Source organism: Pedococcus badiiscoriae (genome assembly GCF_013408925.1).
In the GTDB taxonomy this organism is placed as follows: domain Bacteria; phylum Actinomycetota; class Actinomycetes; order Actinomycetales; family Dermatophilaceae; genus Pedococcus; species Pedococcus badiiscoriae.
Genome location: NZ_JACCAB010000001.1, coordinates 72,940 through 91,867, shown reverse-complemented (window position 1 = coordinate 91,867; position 18,928 = coordinate 72,940). Strand labels below are relative to the sequence as shown.

Annotated in this window: 20 protein-coding genes; 13 read left to right on the top strand and 7 right to left on the bottom strand. The window is 72.1% G+C overall.

Annotated features, from left to right (window positions below; all coding sequences use genetic code 11):
• Window positions 1–61 precede the first annotated feature (61 nt).
• Window positions 62–1,795, bottom strand: a complete 1,734-nt coding sequence (locus BJ986_RS00445; protein WP_179420204.1) for a DEDD exonuclease domain-containing protein — start codon at window positions 1,793–1,795, stop codon at window positions 62–64.
• A gap of 234 nt (window positions 1,796–2,029) precedes the next feature.
• Between BJ986_RS00445 and BJ986_RS00440 the strand changes: the two genes are divergently transcribed.
• Together BJ986_RS00440 and BJ986_RS00435 are read left to right on the top strand one after the other, a co-directional pair.
• Window positions 2,030–2,251, top strand: a complete 222-nt coding sequence (locus BJ986_RS00440) for a hypothetical protein (protein ID WP_179420203.1) — start codon at window positions 2,030–2,032, stop codon at window positions 2,249–2,251.
• 20 nt (window positions 2,252–2,271) lie between these two features.
• A complete protein-coding gene (locus tag BJ986_RS00435; protein ID WP_179420202.1) occupies window positions 2,272–3,612 on the top strand; it encodes a hypothetical protein in 1,341 nt (446 codons plus the stop codon).
• Here the strand turns inward: BJ986_RS00435 and BJ986_RS00430 are convergent.
• Both BJ986_RS00430 and BJ986_RS00425 read right to left on the bottom strand, forming a co-directional pair.
• Window positions 3,585–4,997: a glycosyltransferase 87 family protein gene (locus BJ986_RS00430; protein WP_179420201.1), complete on the bottom strand. Its 1,413-nt coding sequence runs from the start codon at window positions 4,995–4,997 to the stop codon at window positions 3,585–3,587. The two genes, BJ986_RS00435 and BJ986_RS00430, sit on opposite strands and share 28 nt — an antisense overlap.
• Window positions 4,998–5,021: 24 nt before the next feature.
• Window positions 5,022–6,821, bottom strand: coding sequence for an AMP-binding protein (locus BJ986_RS00425; protein ID WP_179420200.1), 1,800 nt, complete (start codon window positions 6,819–6,821; stop codon window positions 5,022–5,024).
• A gap of 136 nt (window positions 6,822–6,957) precedes the next feature.
• On the opposite strand from BJ986_RS00425, the gene BJ986_RS00420 reads away from it, so the two are divergent.
• From BJ986_RS00420 to BJ986_RS00390, 7 genes are read left to right on the top strand one after another with little or no spacing between them, the layout of a single operon-like run.
• Window positions 6,958–7,308, top strand: a complete 351-nt coding sequence (locus tag BJ986_RS00420; RefSeq protein WP_179420199.1) for a polyketide cyclase / dehydrase and lipid transport — start codon at window positions 6,958–6,960, stop codon at window positions 7,306–7,308.
• Window positions 7,309–7,363: 55 nt separating this feature from the next.
• Window positions 7,364–7,810 (top strand): SRPBCC family protein, encoded by a 447-nt coding sequence (locus BJ986_RS00415; protein ID WP_179420198.1) that lies wholly within the window; start codon window positions 7,364–7,366, stop codon window positions 7,808–7,810.
• 31 nt (window positions 7,811–7,841) lie between these two features.
• Window positions 7,842–9,074: an ArsA family ATPase gene (locus tag BJ986_RS00410; protein WP_179420197.1), complete on the top strand. Its 1,233-nt coding sequence runs from the start codon at window positions 7,842–7,844 to the stop codon at window positions 9,072–9,074.
• Window positions 9,067–9,660 (top strand): hypothetical protein, encoded by a 594-nt coding sequence (locus BJ986_RS00405; protein ID WP_179420196.1) that lies wholly within the window; start codon window positions 9,067–9,069, stop codon window positions 9,658–9,660. The genes BJ986_RS00410 and BJ986_RS00405 overlap by 8 nt, the downstream gene beginning before the upstream one ends.
• Window positions 9,657–10,613: an ROK family glucokinase gene (locus tag BJ986_RS00400; protein ID WP_179420195.1), complete on the top strand. Its 957-nt coding sequence runs from the start codon at window positions 9,657–9,659 to the stop codon at window positions 10,611–10,613. Before BJ986_RS00405 ends, BJ986_RS00400 begins: the two co-directional genes overlap by 4 nt.
• Window positions 10,610–11,602, top strand: coding sequence for an ROK family glucokinase (locus BJ986_RS00395; RefSeq protein ID WP_179420194.1), 993 nt, complete (start codon window positions 10,610–10,612; stop codon window positions 11,600–11,602). Before BJ986_RS00400 ends, BJ986_RS00395 begins: the two co-directional genes overlap by 4 nt.
• Window positions 11,599–12,312 carry an endonuclease/exonuclease/phosphatase family protein gene (locus tag BJ986_RS00390; protein ID WP_179420193.1) on the top strand — a complete coding sequence of 238 codons (714 nt, stop codon included), beginning with the start codon at window positions 11,599–11,601 and terminating at the stop codon, window positions 12,310–12,312. Before BJ986_RS00395 ends, BJ986_RS00390 begins: the two co-directional genes overlap by 4 nt.
• Here BJ986_RS00390 and BJ986_RS00385 read toward each other — a convergent pair.
• Entirely contained in the window at window positions 12,267–12,818 is a 552-nt protein-coding gene (locus BJ986_RS00385) for a hypothetical protein (RefSeq protein ID WP_179420192.1), read from the bottom strand. The two genes, BJ986_RS00390 and BJ986_RS00385, sit on opposite strands and share 46 nt — an antisense overlap.
• 171 nt (window positions 12,819–12,989) lie before the next feature.
• On the opposite strand from BJ986_RS00385, the gene BJ986_RS00380 reads away from it, so the two are divergent.
• The 3 genes from BJ986_RS00380 to BJ986_RS00370 are packed head-to-tail and all read left to right on the top strand — an operon-like array spanning window position 12,990 to window position 15,845.
• The gene (locus tag BJ986_RS00380; protein ID WP_179420191.1) at window positions 12,990–13,937 is read left to right on the top strand and encodes a 1-acyl-sn-glycerol-3-phosphate acyltransferase; all 948 of its coding nucleotides are present in this window, start codon (window positions 12,990–12,992) and stop codon (window positions 13,935–13,937) included.
• Between the two features lie 49 nt (window positions 13,938–13,986).
• Window positions 13,987–15,162 carry a MacS family sensor histidine kinase gene (gene macS, locus BJ986_RS00375; protein ID WP_202881148.1) on the top strand — a complete coding sequence of 392 codons (1,176 nt, stop codon included), beginning with the start codon at window positions 13,987–13,989 and terminating at the stop codon, window positions 15,160–15,162.
• Complete coding sequence (locus BJ986_RS00370; RefSeq protein ID WP_179420190.1) at window positions 15,159–15,845, top strand: response regulator; 687 nt, start codon at window positions 15,159–15,161, stop codon at window positions 15,843–15,845. The genes macS and BJ986_RS00370 overlap by 4 nt, the downstream gene beginning before the upstream one ends.
• 24 nt (window positions 15,846–15,869) lie before the next feature.
• Here BJ986_RS00370 and BJ986_RS00365 read toward each other — a convergent pair whose 3' ends face one another.
• From BJ986_RS00365 to BJ986_RS00355, 3 genes are all read right to left on the bottom strand, one after another.
• The gene (locus BJ986_RS00365) at window positions 15,870–16,496 is read right to left on the bottom strand and encodes a phage baseplate assembly protein V (RefSeq protein ID WP_179420189.1); all 627 of its coding nucleotides are present in this window, start codon (window positions 16,494–16,496) and stop codon (window positions 15,870–15,872) included.
• A 79-nt stretch (window positions 16,497–16,575) separates the two neighbouring features.
• Window positions 16,576–17,466: a patatin-like phospholipase family protein gene (locus BJ986_RS00360; protein WP_420372028.1), complete on the bottom strand. Its 891-nt coding sequence runs from the start codon at window positions 17,464–17,466 to the stop codon at window positions 16,576–16,578.
• 13 nt (window positions 17,467–17,479) lie between these two features.
• A complete protein-coding gene (locus tag BJ986_RS00355) occupies window positions 17,480–18,352 on the bottom strand; it encodes an LLM class F420-dependent oxidoreductase (protein ID WP_179420187.1) in 873 nt (290 codons plus the stop codon).
• Between the two features lie 212 nt (window positions 18,353–18,564).
• On the opposite strand from BJ986_RS00355, the gene BJ986_RS00350 reads away from it, so the two are divergent.
• Window positions 18,565–18,927: a YciI family protein gene (locus BJ986_RS00350; RefSeq protein ID WP_179420186.1), complete on the top strand. Its 363-nt coding sequence runs from the start codon at window positions 18,565–18,567 to the stop codon at window positions 18,925–18,927.
• Window position 18,928: the final 1 nt, after the last annotated feature.

Here is an 18,928-nt window from a genome sequence, read left to right as displayed (position 1 = left end):
GGCGCCGCCGTACGCCGCGTCGGCGAAGTGACCGCAGACCCGGCCCGCGCACGGATGCGCGTCAGGACGCCGCGACGAAACCCGGGACGGCGTGCTGGGCGACGAGCTGCGGCTCGAGCTCCGCGCGGGCGCCACCCGCGCCGCCGACCGGGCAGGTCCACTCCCCGTCGAGGTCGACGATGCGCACGCCCGGCGACTCCAGCCAGCGCAGGATCTTCTCGGTCTCCTCGGGCGTGGCCGCGGGGGCCGGCCAGGGGGCGGGGAGCACGACCTCGGCACTGTCTCGCAGGGCGTCGACATAGGGCATCGGGTCAGCGCCCCGTGGCGAGATCGTGCTGGCCGCGAGGCGACCGTGCCGGACGACGACGATCTCCCACCCGCCGGTGGTGGCGGGGCGGGCGGCGATGATCTGGGGGCTCGCGGCGAGGGGGGCGATCCGCTGGGCCCTGGCGATCCCGCGCACCAGCGCCAGCATGCGGTCACGCAGCGTGCCCGCGTCCTCGAACCGCTCCTGGTCGGCGAGCGAGCCCATCCTCGAGCGGAGCGCCGTCACCACCCCGCGGGAGTCTCCGGCCAGGGCGTGCACCGCGTCCTGCACCACCGCGGCATACTCCTGGACGCTCTGGGCACCGGTGCAGGGGGCGCCGCACCGACCCATGTCGGCGAGGGCACACGATCCGACGAGGCGGGTGGGCGAGAGCCGTTGCACGCACTGGCGCAGCGGGATCACCTCGTGCACCGCCGCAATGGCGTCCTCGGCCGCGCCGCGGCTGCCGAACGGGCCGATGTACCGCGCGCCGTCACCGCGGACTTCGCGCACGATCGACAGCCGTGGAAAGGCCTCGACGGTGAGCTTGACCCAGGTGGCTCGCTCAGGGGTCTTGGAGCGGCGGTTGTAGCGCGGCTTGTGAGCGGCGATGAGGCGCAGCTCGCGGACCTCGGCCTCGAGCGTGGTGGCGCAGACGATCGGGGTCACCGACTCGGCGAGCCGCACCATCTCGGCCATCCGGGTGCGCTGCTCGGACGCGGTGAAGTAGCTTCGCACGCGCGTGCGGATGTTGATCGAGGTGCCGACGTAGAGGACCCGGCCGTCGCTGTCCTTGAACAGGTAGACCCCGGGCTCGTTGGGCAGGCCGTCGGCCAGCCACCGCTTGCGGCGTTGGGCCGGGCTCACCCGCGAGGTGTAGCTCGCGAGCTCCTCGAGGGTGTGCACGCCGAGACTGCCCACGCGGCCGATCAGGGCGTGCAGGACGTCGACGGTGGCCTGGGCGTCGTGCAGGGCACGGTGGTCGGGCGTGGTCGTCGCGCCGAACAGGGCGGCCAGCGTGGACAGCTTGTGGTTGCGCGCCTCGTCGCGTGTCACCAGCTGGCGGGCGAGGTGGACCGTGTCGAGGACCGCGTGCCGCGGCCACTCGATGCCCTGGTCGCGGGCGGCCATCTTGAGGAAGCCGACGTCGAACCCGGCGTTGTGGGCGACGAGCACCGCACCCTGGGCGAACTCCAGGAACGCGGGCAGCGCGGACTCGATACGTGGTGCGTCGGCCACCATCGAGGTGGTGATGCCGGTGAGGGACTGGATGAACGGCGGGATCGGCACGTGCGGGTTGACCAGCGTCTGGAACTCGCCCATCACCTCGCCGCCCCGCACCTTGACCGCCCCGATCTCGGTGATCGCCGAGTCGGCCGGGCTGCCGCCGGTGGTCTCGAGGTCGACGACGACGAACGTGACATCGGCCAGTGCCGTGCCCAGGTCGTCGAAGGTGCCTTGCACCATCTGGTCGCCGGCCGTCTGCATGGGACCGACGGTAGATCGGTGGTGTGACAGCCGGTGGCAGGCGCGCCCTTCGTCGGGACCTCCCGTATGCCGTGTCGCCGGCGCTGTCAGTGCCTTCACCTAGCGTCGTGGACAGGTGACCCGACCGGGACACGACAGAAGACACGACGCAGGACACGACAGCGGTCCCGAGACGGACCCGAGACAGCGGTTCCGAGACGGACACAGTCCCAGACAGAGAGCGAGGTGGTCGCGATGATCATCGAATGCCAGAGCTGCCCGGTGCGCGACCTGCACTGCGCCGACTGCATGGTGACGGCCATGCTGGTGCCGCAGGGCGCGCAGCTGCCCCTGGACGCCGCCGAGCGGGCGGCCGTCGCTAGGTTCGCCGCGGCCGGGCTGGTCAGCGCGCCCGAGGCCGCCTCGGCCGCCGCCCGCCGTGAGCCGTGGGCTGCCCACATCCGCGCCGTCGGCTGATCCCTCCCTACGATGGCCGGATGAGCCGACCCGCCTCGTTCCGTGGCAGTCGCCCCGGGCGTGTGGCCACCGCGGGGGCAGCCGTCGCGCTCCTCGTCGGCGTGCTGGCGGGTTGCTCGTCCAGCAAGCCACCGACCGGCGGGACGTCGTCGACGTCCCTGTCCTCCCAGCAGAACGCACCCCAGCCCTCGGTGGCGCGGGAGGACGCCCTGGCCGCACTCCTGGCGAGGCGGGCCGCGGCGGTGCGGGCCCACGACCGTCGTGCGTTCGCCGCCACGCTCGACGACCCGTCGTCGGGCTTCGGGCTGCGCCAGCTCGCGCAGTTTGACGCCCTGAGGCAGCTCCCGCTGGGCACCTTCAGCTATGGCACCCCCGAGCCGGCTCCCGCGCTGGGCGCCGCGCGGGCGGCCCAGGTCGGCCCGGATGCCTGGGTGTCGCGGGTGGCTGGGCGCTACAGCCTCGCCGGGTTCGACACGGCGACCAGGGAGTTCGAGTCGTACTTCACGGTGGTGCGACGTGGCACCGCCTGGCGCCTCGCCGACGACACCGACGGGGGCACCCAGGTGCAGCTGTGGGACCTGCCCCACTTCGCGGTCATCCGCAGCGCGACCACCCTCGTCGTGGGGTCGGGGCCGCGGAGTCGGCTGCTGCCCTACCTGGCCCTCGGCAACCTCGCCGTGCCGCGGGTCGACGCGGTGTGGACGCCGCACTGGAACCACCGGGTGGTTCTCGTGGTCCCCGGGACCGCCGCCCAGATGGCGGAGCAGGTCGGTCAGGACAAGGGTCAGGTGTCACAGGTCGCGGCCGTCACCGACGGCCCGTTCGACGTCCAGGGTCGGGCCGGTGCCGACCGGGTGGTGGTCAATCCCAGCGCCTTCGCCAGTCTCGTGACGCGCGGCAGACAGGTCGTCATCACCCACGAGACGACCCACGTCGCCATCCGCTCCTCGACCAACAGGCCGGTGCCGCTCTGGTTGTCCGAGGGCATGGCGGACTTCGTCGGCTACCGCGACGTCGGCGCGACGCGCACCCAGGTGGCCGCGGCCCTGCTCGCCAAGGTCCGTTCCGGCACGGGGCCCACAGCCCTGCCGTCCGCCGCCGACTTCGACCCGTCACGCACCACCATCGCGCCGAGCTACAACGCGGCGTGGCTGGCGGTCAACCGCATCGTCGACCGCTATGGCCTGGCCGCGCTGGTGCGCTTCTACCTCGCGGTGGCCACGACGCGCGACCCCTCGTCCGCCGCCGGCAGCGACCCGGATGCGAACGTCGCCAAGGCCTTCATGACGGTGCTGCACACCACGCAGGCTGCCTTCACCACGCAGTGGCTGGTCTACCTGAGGTCTCTCGCGGCCGGCTGATCGCCGGCGGCGAGTGGTGTGCCCGGGTCTGCCTGGTCCGTCGACTCGGGCCCCGGTCTCGGGTCGGCTGACAGGTCCAGGGAGGCGACGACCAGGGCGCCCACGAGCCAGAACTGGTTGTAGAAGGCCTGTTTGTTGACGAGGTTGGCCACGAGCAGCACCAGCGCCAGCCAGCGCAGGACCTCGGCCAGGGCAGGCTGCCGTCGCCAGACCGTCCAGCAGACGGCGGCGAGGGTGCCGAGCACGACCACCCCGGTCACGGCGAACGGCAGGGTCACGCCGAAGGTGTTGAGCGCCAACAGGTAGAGCGTGTTGGCGAACTTGATGGGGTGGAACCCCACGAGCAGGCTGATCGTGTCGTGGACGAAGTCCGGTGGGCTCGCGAGGAACCAGGGGGCGATCAGCGCGCCGGTCAGGGCACCCGTCGCCACGGCCCGGCGCCACCCGAAGGGACGCCACACCAGCAGGACGGGCAGCAGCAGCGCGAGGTGCTGCTTGCTGGCGCACGCCAGTGCCAGCGGGATGACGGCCCACCAGGCCCGGTCGCGCTGCACGAGGACGGCCCACCAGACCAGTCCGGCAAGCAGCAGTGGCTCGGTCCACGCCTGGTCGAGCTGCGTGAGCGTCCCGGGGGCGAACACGAGCAGCGCGGTCACCGTGGCGGCGGTCCAGACCCAGTCGCGCCCAGCGCTGGATCCCGCAGGCCGCGAGCCCGCCCCGCGCGCGAGGGCCCAGATGCCGGCGACGGCCACGAGGGTCCAGAAGGCCAGGGCCCAGCGGATGTCACCGAACAGCCAGCGCCCCGGCGCGAGCAGGACGGCCGTCCACGGCAGGTAGGTGAAGGCGTCCTTGACGCCCGGGGAGCCCGTCCAGGTCATGGCGTAGAAGTTCTCCCCGCGCGCGAGGCCGTCGGAGGCTTGCTGCAGCGAGACCCACACGTCGATGCGCGGCCGGGGTGAGGAGATGACGGCGATGGCCGCGCACGCGGCATACCCGACGACGGCGACGAGGCCGGCCGCCCACGCAGCGCGGGATCCGCGGGCGCCCAGCAGGACGGCAGCCAGCAGCGGCGCCACGACGAGCACGGTGGTGGCCACCGCGAGGCCCGTGGGGGCGAGATAGCTGAACAACGGCACCGCGAGGGTCGCCAACGCCGACCCGGCCAGCACGAGGGCAGCCGCCGGACGGGTCAGCCGCACACGCCACCCGGACCACTGCCACCACGCGAGCGCGATCGTCGCCGCGGTCAGGGCTGCGACGATGGGGATGCGGTAGCGCACGACGCTCCACTGCAAGGCCGTGAAGAACACCAGCCAGGCCAGGGCGAAGACGGACGAGGACACCGCCACGGACCGCGTGGACGGCCCGCTGGCAGGACGGCGCATGCCTAGACCCTAAGGGTCAGCGGGTCACTCCTTGGCCCCGGCGTAGAGCGACTCCACCTCGTCGTGGAAGTCCTTCAGGACGATGTTGCGCTTGAGCTTCAGGCTGGGCGTCAGGTAGCCGTTCTCCTCGGTGAAGTCACCGGGCAGCACGGCGAACTTGCGGATCGACTCGGCCTTGGAGACCGACTTGTTGGCGTCGTCGACCGCCCTCTGGAGCTCGGCGAGCACGGTCGGGTCGGTGCGAGCCTGCTCGAACGTCACGCCGCTGAGGCCGTTGTTCTTGGCCCAGCCGGGGTACATCTCCTCGTCGAGGGTCAGCAGGGCTCCGATGAACGGCTTCTGGTCACCGACCACGATGCACTGGGAGATCAGCGGGTGGGCGCGCAGCCGGTCCTCGAGGGCCGCCGGGGCGACGTTCTTGCCACCGGCGGTGACGAGCAGCTCCTTCTTGCGCCCGGTGATCTTGAGGTAACCGTCCTCGTCGAGCTCGCCGAGGTCGCCGGTGTGGAACCAGCCGTCCTGCATCGCGCCAGCCGTCGCCTCGGCGTTGTTGTTGTAGGCCGCGAAGACGTTGTTGCCCCGGATCAGGATCTCGCCGTCGTCGGCGATCCGGATGCCGACCCCGGGCAGCGGAGCACCGACGGTGCCGATCTTGACCCGGTCGGGCACGTTGACCGTGGCCGGCGCCGTGGTCTCGGTCAGGCCGTAGCCCTCGAGGACGGTGACGCCGATGCCCCGGAAGAAGTGCCCCAGCCGGGTGCCGAGCGGGGCCCCGCCGGACACGGCATACAGGACCTGGCCGCCCATGGCGGCCCGGAGCTTGGCATAGACGAGCTTGTCGAAGATGCCGTGGCGCACCTTCAGGCCGAGACCAGGCCCGCCGGCATCCTGGGCGGTGGACCAGGCGATGGCGGTCTCCGCGGCGTTGGCGAAGATCTTGCCCTTGCCCTCGGCGGTGGCCTTGGCCTCGGCGGAGTTGTAGATCTTCTCGAAGACCCGGGGGACCGACAGGATGAAGGTCGGCTTGAACTCCGCGAAGTCGGGCAGGAGGTTCTTGATGTCGGCGCTGTGGCCCATCTTGGCCTCGCCCGCCACGCACAGGACCTGGATGAACCGTGCGAAGACGTGGGCCAGTGGCAGGAAGAGCAACGTGGAGGCGCCGTCGGCCTTGACGACCGAGCCCAGCTTGGTGATGGCGTTCTCGGAGAGCGCCAGGAAGTTGTCGTGGGTCAGCTGGACGCCCTTGGGACGCCCGGTGGTGCCCGAGGTGTAGATGATCGTCGCGATGCTGGCGCGGTCGAGGCTCGCCTTGGCCGCCTCGAGGTCGGCGTCGCTGACCCCGGCGCCGGCGGTCTCGAGGTCGGCGATCGCCCCCGCGTCGACCTGCCAGACGTGGGCCAGGCCGGGCACCTGCGCGCGGACCTCCTCGAGGGTGGCCGCGTGGGCGGGCGTCTCGAGCATGATGCCCTTGGCGCCGGAGTCGGTGAGGATCCAGCTGACCTGCTCGGCGGAGGAGGTCTCGTAGATCGGGACTGTCACCGCGCCGGCGGTCCAGATCGCGAAGTCCGTGAGGGTCCACTCGTAGCGGGTCTTGCACATGATCGCGACCCGGTCACCGGGTGCGATTCCCGAGGCGATCAGGCCCTTGGCGACAGCCCGGACGTCCCGGTCGAACTCGGCAGCTGTGACGTCGATCCAGCGGGTGCCCTCCTTGCGCGAGAACGCGACCCGCGACGGGTTCGAGGCGGCGTTGCGTGCGGGCAGGTCGGCAAGACTCCCCTCGGTGGTGGGGGGCACGAGCGGGGGTGCGACGTGTTCCTGCACAGAGTCTCCTTTGACGATGGCATCACGGCCTCGACGACGGCATGTCTGCCCCCGGTGCCGCACAGACTACCCGCGGGTAGGGGCCCTGGGGGAGGGCCCATCCACATGACGGTGTGAGGTGCGAAACACTGGACGGGTGCGGGACCGCAGGATCGACATCATCGACGAGACCTTCATCCGCGCTGCGCCGCAGGTGGTCCGGGCGAGTCTCGACGAGGAGGCCTGGACCGCCCAGATCTGGCCGCACCTGACCCGGTCCGTCACCCGGGACCGCGGGGTCAAGGGGATGCGGTGGAGCGTCACCGGGCAGGTCGTGGGCGAGATGGAGGTCTGGCTCGAACCGTTCCGCGACGGCGTCGTGGTGCACCACTACGTCCGTGGCACCCGCGGGCCGCGGGCCCCGCGCGACGTGGCCACCCGGCATACCCTGCGGTGGAAGCGCGCGGTGCACGAGCTCAAGGACCGCCTCGAGGCCACCCCCGGGTGACCCACGTCGACGCGCCGCTCGTCGGCGAAAGGTCTGGCGCTGTAGCCTTCCGCGCATGGCCGACCGCACCGAATCCAGCATCGACATCGACGCCAAGCCCGGTGAGGTCCTCGACGTCATCGCCGATTTCGAGAGCTATCCGCAGTGGGCGACGGAGGTCAAGAACGTCACCGTTCTCACCGAGGAGGGCGACGGCTGGGCGGACCAGGTCCAGTTCACCCTCGATGCGGGGGCCATCAAGGACACCTACACCCTCGACTACGAGTGGGACGTGGCCAGGAACGGCACAGGCGTCGTGTCGTGGAGCCTGGTCGAGGCGACCGTCCTCAAGGCCATGAACGGCTCGTACACGTTGGCAGCCAAGGGAAAGGACGCCACCACGGTGACCTACCGGCTCGCCGTCGACGTCAAGATCCCGATGCTGGGCATGCTCAAGCGCAAGGCCGAGAAGGTCATCATCGACACGGCACTGAAGTCGCTGAAGAAGCGGGTGGAGGCTTGAGGCAGGGCGTCTCCCCGGGGCGCCGTTAGCCATGCGGGTCATTCTCTTCACCGGCAAGGGTGGCGTCGGCAAGACCACCACCGCTGCCGCCACCGCCGTCCACGCCGCGCGGGCCGGGGTCAAGACGCTGGTCATGTCGACGGACGCGGCGCACTCCCTCGGCGACGCCCTGGGAGTCGACCTCGGGGCTGACGCACGCGCCGGCCACGAACGTGCCGCGACCCCGGTGGACGTCGAGCCCGGGCTGTCCGCGCTGCAGATCTCCCCACCGCACCTGCTGGGCGAGTCCTGGCGCGCGGTGCAGACCTACCTGCTCTCGGTCCTGGACACGGTCGGGATCGACCCCGTCGTGGCCGAGGAGCTCACCCGGCTGCCCGGCGCCGAAGAGGTCGCCGCGCTGCTCGAGCTGCGTGCGCAGGTCGAGTCGGGTCCCTGGGACCTCGTCGTCGTCGACTGCGCCCCGACCGCGGAGACCTTGCGGCTGCTGGCGCTGCCCGAAGCCCTCGCCTGGCACCTCGAGCGCCTGCTGCCCGCGCAGCGCGGGCTGATCCGGACCCTGCGCCCGGCGGCCGCGGCTGCTGCCGGCATCCCGCTGCCCGACGTCGCGGTGGTCGAGGCGGTGACCGGGTGGCATCGCCAGATGCGCCAGGTGCACCGCATCCTGACCGGCGACCAGACCTCCGTCCGGCTGGTGCTCACCCCCGAACGCGTGGTCATCGCCGAGTCCCGGCGCACCTGGACCTCGTTGTCGCTCTACGGGTTCGTCGTGGACGCCGTCGTCGTCAACCGCGTGTTCCCGGACGCTGCCGCCGAGGCGGGTCGCCGCACTCCGGACGCCTGGCGCGCCTCGTGGAACGCCGCCCAGCAGGAGGGTCTGGTGGAGGTCCGCGAGTCGTTCGCCGGTCTGCCCGTCGTGGTGACTCCCTACCTGCCGTCGGAGCCGATCGGGGCCGACGCCCTGGCCGCCCTCGCGCAGGCGCAGCAGGGGGCTGCCGACGTCCTCACCCCGGTCGCGCATCGGGGCCTGGTCGTGGAGCAGACGCCCGAGGGTTTCCTGTTGACCCTGCCGCTGCCCCTGGCACACGCCTCCGACCTCGGTCTCCAGCGCCGGGACGACGAGCTGGTCGTGACGGTGGGCGAGCACCGCCGGGTGCTCACCCTGCCCGCCGCTCTGCAACGATGTGTGGTCGAAGGTGCCTCGGTGCGCGACGGCCGGCTGCGGGTGCGCTTCGTCCCCGACGAGGAGGTCTGGCCGCGTGGCTGACGACGAACGCCCTGCCGTGGGCACGGTGGCCCAGGAGGCCGCCCGACTGCTCGACGCCCTCGGCGGGTGGGCGAGCACCACCCAGGCCGGGTATGCCGCGGCGGCGGGGGGCCGGTGGACCGCGCCGACCGCCGGTGACCCGGACAGCGAGACCGTCGGCGACCCCCTCGCCGGGCCGCAGGACAGCCACGGCCACGGCCACGGCCATGGCCACGGCCTCGGCTCGGGCGGACCCGGGCCGCGGTGCGAGTCCTGTGGCGCCGAGAACGGTGCGGGGCAGGCGGTCACCTGTCAGCTGTGCCCGGTCTGCCAAGGCATTGGACTGCTGCGCTCGGTCCGGCCCGAGACGGTGGACCGGCTGGCCGACCTCGCCGGCGCGCTCGCCGCCACCTTGCGCGACATCGCCGGTCAGCGTCGCGCCGACTCCGGGTCTGACGGCAGGTCCGACTCCAGGTCCGAATCGCGGGCCGACAAGGGGGCGACGGCGTCTGGCGGGGCGTCGGGTACCGCGCGGGGTCGCGTTCACGACATCGTGGTGGACGACGAGAACGAGCCTACGGCGCAGCCGGGGAGCGCGACCTCATGAGCGTCACCATCGGCGTGGACATCGGTGGCACCAAGATCGCTGCCGGCGTGGTCAGCGCGACCGGGGAGATCCTGGCGCGAGCCCGCAGGGACACCCCCGCCCACGACCCGGACCAGATCGCCCACGACGTCGCCGCCGTCGTCGCGGAGCTCGCTGCCGGCCGCACGGACATCCGGGGCGTGGGGGTGGCGTGTGCCGGCTTCATCGACCGCACCGGCTCCACCGTCCTGTTCGCCCCGAACCTCGCGTGGCGGAACGAGCCGCTCAAGATGCGGCTCGAGGCGCTCATCGACCAGCCCGTCATCATCGAGAACGACGCCAACGCCGCGGCCTGGGGCGAGTTCCGGTTCGGGGCCGCCACCGAGGCCGACGACATGGTGCTGATCACCGTCGGTACGGGTATCGGCGGCGGCGTCGTGGCCGACTCGAGGTTGTTGCGCGGCGCCTTCGGCATCGCGGGCGAGCTCGGACACATGAGGGTCGTGCCCGACGGGATCCGGTGCGGCTGCGGCAACCGGGGCTGCTGGGAGGTCTACGCGTCGGGCAACGCCCTGGTCCGCGAGGCCCGTGAGCTCGTGACGTCCGCCGCACTGAGCGGAGCGGCGCTCGCGCAGGCCTGTGGCGGCGACCCCACCGCGCTGAGGGGCGACCACGTCACCAGTGCCGCGCAGGCCGGGGACTCGGCCTCCGTCGAGCTGCTGGCCGACGTGGGCCGGTGGGTGGGTGAGGGCGCGGCGTCGGTCTCCGCGATCCTCGACCCCGAGCTCATCGTCATCGGTGGTGGGGTCGTCGCGGCCGGTGACCTGCTGATCGGGCCCGCGCACGCGGCATACGCACGCAGCCTGACGGGGCGAGGCCACCGGCCGGTCGCCGAGATGGTGGCCGCCCGCCTCGGCAACGACGCCGGCCTGATCGGCGCGGCTGCGCTGGCCGCCGAGGGCGTCGGGTCGTGAGCGCCGGCCTGGCGGTCGGCATCGACATCGGCGGCACCAAGGTGGCGGGGGGAGTCGTCGACACCGAGGGCACGGTCGTGGCAAGAGCACGCCGTGACACCCCCCACCGGTCCACCAGCCCGGCCGTGGTGGAGGACACGATCGTCGAGGTGGTCGCCGAGCTCATCGACGGCGTCGGGGACGACGTCGTCGCGGTCGGCATCGGAGCGGCGGGCTTCGTGGCCGCGGACCGGGCCACCGTCGTCTTCGCCCCGCACCTGTCGTGGCGCGACGAACCCCTCGAAGCAAACCTCCAGCGTCGCGTGCCGGTGCCGATCTCGGTCGACAACGACGCCAACGCCGCCGTCTGGGCGGAGTGGCGATTCGGTGCGGCACAAGGGGACTCGCACGTCGTCATGGTGAACCTCGGCACCGGCATCGGCGGCGCGCTCATCCTCGACGGCCAGATCATGCGAGGCAGGTTCGGCATCGCGGGGGAGTTCGGGCACATGCAGGTGGTGCCCGGCGGTCAGCGCTGCGAGTGCGGCAACAAGGGTTGCTGGGAGCAGTACGCCTCGGGCAACGCCCTGGTCCGCGAGGCCCGCTCCATGGTGACCGCGAACAGCCCGATGGCCACCGACCTGCTCGCCCGGGCCGGCGGTGACCCGTCCGCCCTGACCGGCCCGATGATCACCGAGGCGGCGCGCGACGGCGACCCGACCGCGACCGAGCTGCTCGGCGAGATCGGACAGTGGCTCGGCGTGGGCATCGCCAACCTCGCGGCCGCCTTCGACCCGGGCGTCTTCGTCGTCGGGGGTGGCGTGAGCGCCGCCGGCGACCTGCTGCTGGAGCCGGCTCGGAGCACCTTCCGGCGCCACCTGACCGGCCGCGGCTACCGCCCCGAGGCGCGGATCGTGGCGGCCGCGCTGGGCAACGAGGCCGGACTGATCGGAGCCGCCGACCTCGCCCGTCGTGACGCTCTGGGACGCGCGGGCGCCGAGGGCGCATGACCGCGGTGCGGGTGGCGTCCTACAACGTCAAGGACCTCACCCTGGACCGTCGGGCGGCAGCCCGCGTCATCCGTGCGATCGACCCCGATGTGCTGTGCCTGCAGGAGGTGCCGCGCCGGCTGTTCTCGACCTGGCGGGTGTCGCAGTTTGCGGCCGAGTGCGGCATGTTCTGGTCTGGCCGGCACCGGGGCAGCGGCGGCACGACGATCTTCACGTCGCTGCGTGTCCACGTGTCCGAGACACGGCACCAGCGGCTCCCCGTGGCCGGGCTGGAGCGCAGGCGCGGGTATGCCGTGATCCGGGTCGGTCCCGCCGGTCACCAGCCGCTCGTGGTGGCGTCCGTACACCTGAGCCTGGACGCCGACGAGCGCGTGCGGCACGCCGGCCAGATCCTCCAGTCGCTCGCCGGAGGCGGCCCGCTGATGCTGGCCGGGGACCTCAACGAGGGGCAGAGCGGACGGGCCTGGCAGCTGTTCGCCGCATCGCTGCGGTTGGTCTCACCGACGGCTGCGACCTATCCGGCGGTGGCCCCTCGGGCGCTGCTCGACGGCATCTTCGCCTCTCCGGAGCTCAGGGTGCTGCCACACCGGGAGGTCGAGCTGTCGGCCGAGGACCTGGTCGCCGCCAGCGACCACCGCCCCACCTGGGTCGACGTGGAGGTGGGTCAGACGCGGGCGCCGTTGTCGGGGTCGTCCTCGTCGCGGGCCTGAGGCTGGCGCATCACCAGCAGGACGAACCCCATGACCGTCAGCCCCAGCGCCCCGATGGTCCACCAGTCGCTGACGTCGGGCCGGAACAGCACCAGCCACAGCAGGAGCAGCGGGCCGGCCACCAGGCCGACGATGATCCCCCAGAACTGCAGGTCCTCCTGGGGCGGCAGGGGGGCCGTGGGCCCGGGCTCGAAGTGGTCGTCGTCGTCGAGGTCGTGCGGCTCGCGCAGCTCGACGGGGTCGGGCGCGTCCTCGGTCGGTTCCGGCTGCTCGGCGCCGCGCCAGACGACGAACGGTCGCGTCGGTGGCGGGTTCACGTTCGGCTGGAGCGGCGGGTTGACCCCGGTCGCCCGCTGGTCCGAGGCGGGGTCGGCGGAGGGATCAGGGGTGTCGCCGCCGAGGGAGTCAGGAGCGTCGGGCGAGGCGGGCGGGTCGGGAAGGGACTCGACCTCGTCCCAGCGCGCGATGATGTCCGCGAACTCGGCGTCGACGTCGCGGTCGCTCATGGATGCCCCTTGCTCTGGATCGAGGCGGGTGGTCGGCCGTCGTGACCAACTCCGACGAACCGGCCCAGCCGCTCGATGGCTGCACCGACTCCTCCTGCGCATTCTCGCACGGGGCCGCGACGACGGCGTGAGTAACGTAGAGTTCACGGCGTCACTTCGGGAGGTGTGCTGGTGTTCTACTGGGTTCTCAAGACGGTCGTTCTTGGCCCGATCCTCAAACTGCTCTTTCGTCCGTGGGTCGAGGGCGAGGAGAACATTCCCGACGACGGTCCTGCCATCTTCGCCAGCAACCACCTGTCGTTCTCGGACTCCATCTTCCTGCCGCTCGTCGTCCCGCGCCGGATGACCTTCCTGGCGAAGGCCGACTACTTCACCGGTCGCGGCATCAAGGGACGGCTCACCGCCGCGTTCTTCCGTGGCGTGGGGCAGCTGCCGGTGGACCGTTCCGGGGGACGCGCGGGCGAGGCGGCCCTGCGCTCGGGCCTGAAGGTGCTGCGCCGCGGCGAGCTGCTGGGCATCTATCCCGAGGGCACGCGCAGCCCTGACGGCCGCCTGTACCGGGGTCGCACCGGCGTCGCCCGGATGGCGCTCGAGGGCGGCGTCAAGGTGCTGCCCGTCGCGATGATCGGCACCGACAAGGCCCAGCCGACCGGCGCCAAGATCCCCAAGCTGATCCGCATCGGCATCAAGATCGGCAAGCCGCTGGACTTCTCGCGCTACGAGGGCATGGAGGACGACCGGTTCGTCCTGCGGTCGATCACCGACGAGATCATGTACGAGCTCATGCTGCTGTCCGGCCAGGAGTACGTGGACATGTACGCCACGTCGATGAAGGACCGCATCCTCGCCGCGGCCAAGACCAAGGCCCGCGAGCTCCAGGAGGCGGCCCTGCCGGGGTCGGCGGCCAAGGAGCTCGAGGAGGCCCTCGATGCCGGCGACGACGAGAGCTCGCGCAGGAGGCGCTCGAGTGTCGACGACGCCGCGGCGGACATCGACGAGCTGACCGGCCCTGACGACGTCCGCACCGAGAGCGAGGCCGCCGCCGACCGCGACGACGTCGCGCGGGACGTCGAGCCGGTGTCGGACGAGGTGCCGCCCGGCGCCCGCGCGGCGAGCTAGGTCCCTCCTCGCCGTGGCACGGCACGGTGGCCTGTCGACGCGCCGAGTCGTGCGCCCGGCCGTTGGCCGGGCCGTCCCGGCACCTGACTCCCAGCCCGAGGTCGTGTCGGCGTTCTGGAAGGGGATCGACGTCTTCCGGCCCCTCGCCCTGGGGTATGCCGCGTACTCCCTGGCCGACCGCCCGCACGACCTCATGCGGCCCGCCCTCGGCTGGGCGGTCCTGGGCGTGCTCGGCCTGTGGACCGCGTTCCTGGTCATCTACCGCAGTCGCCGCCTGCGGCTGGTGGTCGTCGAGCTGCTCCTCGGCGCGGCGGCGATCCTGGCTACCCTGCTGGTCGACACGCCCCAGGCGATCGCGGAGGGCTCGCGCACCCTGCCGACGTTCTGGCCGGCGGCCGGCGTGGTGTCGGCGGCCGTGCTGCTGGGCCGCAAGGGCGGCATACCGGCGGCGGTCTTCATCGGCATCGTCGACGTGGTCGAGGTCGGGAAGGCCACGCCGAACACCATCAACAACATCGTGCTGCTGCTCCTGATCGGCGCCCTCATCGGCTATGCCTGTGACCTCGCGCGGGAGGGGCACGCCAGGCTGCGCGAGGCGATCGCCCTCGAGGCCCAGGTGCGCGAGCGCGAGCGGCTGGCCCGCACCGTGCACGACGGGGTGCTGCAGACCCTGGCCTTCATCAACCGTCGCGGCACCCAGCTCGGCGGCGAGGCCGCACACCTCGGTGGGATGGCCGCCGACCAGGAACGCCTGCTGCGCGCGCTGGTGAGCGGCACGTCGGCAGCCGACACCGAAGCCGCCGTGACCGGCGACCTCGACCTGCGCCAGCAGCTCGGCAGGTTCGCCGGCGGTCGCATCCACCTCGTGGCCCCCGCCGACCCCGTGCTCGTGCCCCCTCGGGTGGCCGGCGAGCTGGTGGCGGCCGTCGGAGCAGCCCTGGACAACGTGCGCCTGCACGCCGGTGACGACGCCCAGGCGTGGGTGCTCGTCGAGGACGACGGCAGCGAGGTCGCCCTGACCGTGCGGGACAACGGCGTGGGTATGCCGGCGGGTCGCCTCGACGAAGCAGCGGCCGCCGGGCGGATGGGCGCCTCGTCGAGCATCCGTGGGCGGCTGAGCGACCTGGGCGGAACGGCCGAGTACTCGGTGCGAGAGGGTGCCGGGGTGACCGTGCGGATGCGGGCGCCGAAGGACGGCGGCCGCGACGACGAAGGAGCGCGATGAACGACCAGCATCCAGAGCCCGCCGACCCTGCGCCGGTCCGCGTCGTCGTGGCGGACGACCACCCGCTGTGGCGCGACGCCGTTGCCCGCGACCTCGCCGAGGCGGGGATGACGGTGCTGGCCACGGCGGACGACGGGCCAGCCGCGGTGAACCGGACCAGGGCCACCCGCCCGGACGTCCTGGTCCTCGACCTCAACCTGCCCGGCATGCGCGGCCACGAGGTGTGCGCGGCGCTGGGGTCCCTCGCCACCCGGGTGCTGGTGCTGTCGGCCTCGGGGGAGCAGCAGGACGTCCTGGAGGCGGTCAAGGCGGGCGCGACCGGCTACCTGGTGAAGTCCGCTTCTCGCGAGCAGATCGTGGCTGCCGTCGAGGCGACCGCCCGAGGCGAGGCGGTGTTCACCCCCGGGCTGGCCGGCCTGGTGCTGGGGGAGTTCCGCAGGATGTCGACCGAGCCGCAGACCGACCCCTCCCGGCCCATCCCTGAGCTGACCCAGCGTGAGACCGAGGTGCTCAAGCTGGTCGCGACCGGCATGTCCTACAAGGAGATCGCGGCCGAGCTCTTCATCTCGCACCGCACGGTGCAGAACCACGTGCAGAACACTCTGGGCAAGCTGCAGCTGCACAACAGGATCGCGCTGGTCCGGTTCGCCATCGCGAAGGGACTGGACACCCCCGAGGCCTGAGCGCGGCGCAGGTGGCGGCGTGGCTCACGCGGTGACGCGCTGGCCCAGCCAGACCGGTCGCGAGGGGTCGCCCGACTCGAGGGCGACCCACACCCCTGAACCGACTGCGGGGACTGCCGAGGCCGCCGGTCCGGGCAGGCATGCCGCGGCCCACACCGCGTCGTCGCCGCTGAGATCGGGAATCCGCACGAGCAGGCGGTGCTGCCTGAGCGGGTCCGTGGCGTCGAGCACGACCGCCCGGTAGACCCCGCAGCCCGGACTCGACGGTGCCTCGCTCTGGTCGGCATCGATGATGACGCGCCCCTGCTGCAGCAGCACCGAGATGTACCCGCCGCCATGCCTGTAGCCCACGCCGATCGAGCTGCCCGAGGGCGGTTGCCGACCGTGCACGCCGTCCCCGAACTCGATGACCGTCGCACCGTCGTCACCGCGCCGGACGACGATCCGGTCGGACTGGAAGCTGAGCAGCTCAGCCAGGAAGGCGAACAGCTCCAGCAGGGCGACGCCGGGGTCGCTGTCGGTCGTGTCCGTCCAGTCCCTCAGCCCGGCGCGAGCCCGACGGACGAGGTCCTCGAGGTCGGCTCGGTCGGCGGGGTGGCCCTGCGCGTTCATGGGCTTGCGTGTCCGCTCATGGCGCCATTGTCCGCTCATGGCGCCATTGTCCGCTCGGCGCCCCGGCTCAGCACCAGCACTCACTCAGTCCCAGAACCCACTCAGTCCCAGAACCCACTCAGTCCCAGAACTCACTCAGCCGCTCCGCCAGGACCACGCCCTGGTGATGGCCCGCCCGAGCGGCCGGGAGACGTGTCGACGGATCCATCAGGTTGGTGCCGAAGGCCTCGAGGGAGTCGCCGTCAGGCAGGATTGTCTCGACGACGCTGCCGCCGGCGCGCAGCTCGTCGACCTGGGCGGCGAGCTGCATGCCCCACTCCGCCGGGTGGCGCGACCTGCCACCGAGCGGGGACAGCACCAGCACCCGCCGGAAGCCTGCGGCCAGGTCGGCATTCTCGTTGCGTCGGTAGCCACCGTCGATGTACCTGTTGTCGCCGATGCCATAGGGCGCGCCGCTGGACGTGCTGGCCGCGATGGCGTCCACCAGGTCGACTCCACTGTGGCGGTCGAAGACGACTGGTTCCCCTGTGCGGGCATCGACCGCCGTGACGAGCACTGGTCGCTGCGGCCAGTGCTCGCTCGGTAGCCGCGCGGCGACGACCGCCCGCCATCGCTCCTGCCCGGAGCCGTCCGCCGCCGCCTCCAGCTCGAGGGCGGCTGCCCCCATCCGGCGGCGCATGTCGGCGGGGTCGCTGGCGGCGGCGATGATCCGGCCCGTCCTCTCCAGGTGGTCCACCGCCGGCGGCGCGGCAGCACGACCGTCCGGGGGTCTTCCCGGTGCAGGCCGTGGCTGCGGTACCGCGCCCAGGATGGCGGCATACAGCTCGGCCGGGCTCGCGCTGGTGAGCTGGGCCGCGGCGGTCGATCCGGCCGACGTCCCGATGACCAGGTCGGCCTGGGTGACGTCCGGGCCGGCATCGGCGAGGCCCGCGACCACCCCGATCAGCCAGGCATTGCCCGCCGACCCTCCACCACCGAGCACCAGTGCCCGCTCGCCTGCGACCTTCACGCTGACCATCCTGCTAGAGGTCCGCCACCGCGGGGATCACGCGCTCGCCCATCAGCTCCAGCGTGCCGGGCTTGCTCACGTCGGCCAGACCTCCGTGCGCCACCTCGATGCCCAGACCCGCAAGCTCGTGCAGGTGCTCGATCGTCTGGTCGACTCGTTCGCCGTTCGGACCCAGGTCGAACCGCAGCTGGGCGGTCTTCTCGATCTGGTCGTAGTCCCGGCCCAGGCGCTCGCAGTGCTCGCGCAGCACCTCGAGCTTGTGCGCGAGCTCAGGCGTGTCGAAGATGTTGCACGCATCGGCATACTGGGCCACCATCCGCAGCGTCTTCCGCTCACCCGCGCCGCCGATGAGGATGGGCGGGTGCGGACGGCTGAGGGACTGCGGGGAGTTCAGCGTCCGCGCGAGGCGGTAGTGGGTGCCTTCGAAGGGCCCCTCGTCGTCACTCCACATCTGCAGGCAGATCTGCAGGGCCTCCTCGAGCCGCTCGAACCGCTCCGCCGTCGAGGGAAAGAAGAGCCCCAGCCCGCGCGACTCCTCCTCGTTCCAGGCGGCGCCGATGCCGAGCATGGCGCGCCCCCCGGACAGGATGTCCAGCGTGGTGACGGCCTTGGCCAGCAGGCCGGGGTCCCGGTACACCACGGCCGTGACCACGGTGAGCAGCTTGACCCGTTCGGTCTTCGCCGCGAGGAACCCGAGCGTCGTGTAGGCCTCGAGCATCTCGTGCTCCGGCGGCCCCAGGTGCGCGATCTGCCACAGGTGGTCCATCACGCTGACGCGGTCGTATCCAGCGTGCTCGGCACGCACGGCGATGTCGCCGAGCGTCCCGCGCAGGGCCACCGGCCCGCCGTCCCAGGTGAAGTCCGAGATGTGCAGTCCTAGCTTCATGCCACTCCCTCAGGGTCTTCTGCGTCGCGTCCGCGGGGTCCGTCGATGCGGACGACTCCCATTGAACGCTGACCACGGCATACCGTCGCGCTGGAGGGCGGGCGTCGCCCGCGGAACGTATCGGTGGCAGGGTGTCGTATCCGCGCGACGTCGTTCGTGGAGTGGGTGAGAGGCGGTCATGGGGACCGCCCCGGAACTGGAGGAGAACAGTCATGTCGCACTACCTGCTGGCCGTGCACGGGCCCGCCGAGATGAACGAGTTCGGCAACTACGGCTCCAAGGAGGAGATGGAGGCGTCGTTCGCCGCGACCGGTGTCTTCAACGACAAGCTGCGCGCCGACGGCTACTGGGTCTTCGCCGGGGGGCTGCAGCCGGCCTCGACGGCCACGGTCGTCGACGGGCAGGGTGACACGCCGGTCCTGACCGACGGTCCGTACCTGGAGTCCAAGGAGGTCCTCGGGGGCTTCTGGGTCGTGGACGCGCCGGACCTCGACGTGGCGCTCAGGCTCGCTGCCGAGGGATCCAAGGCCTGTGGGGGCAAGGTCGAGGTGCGACCGTTCGAGGGCATCGCCTGAG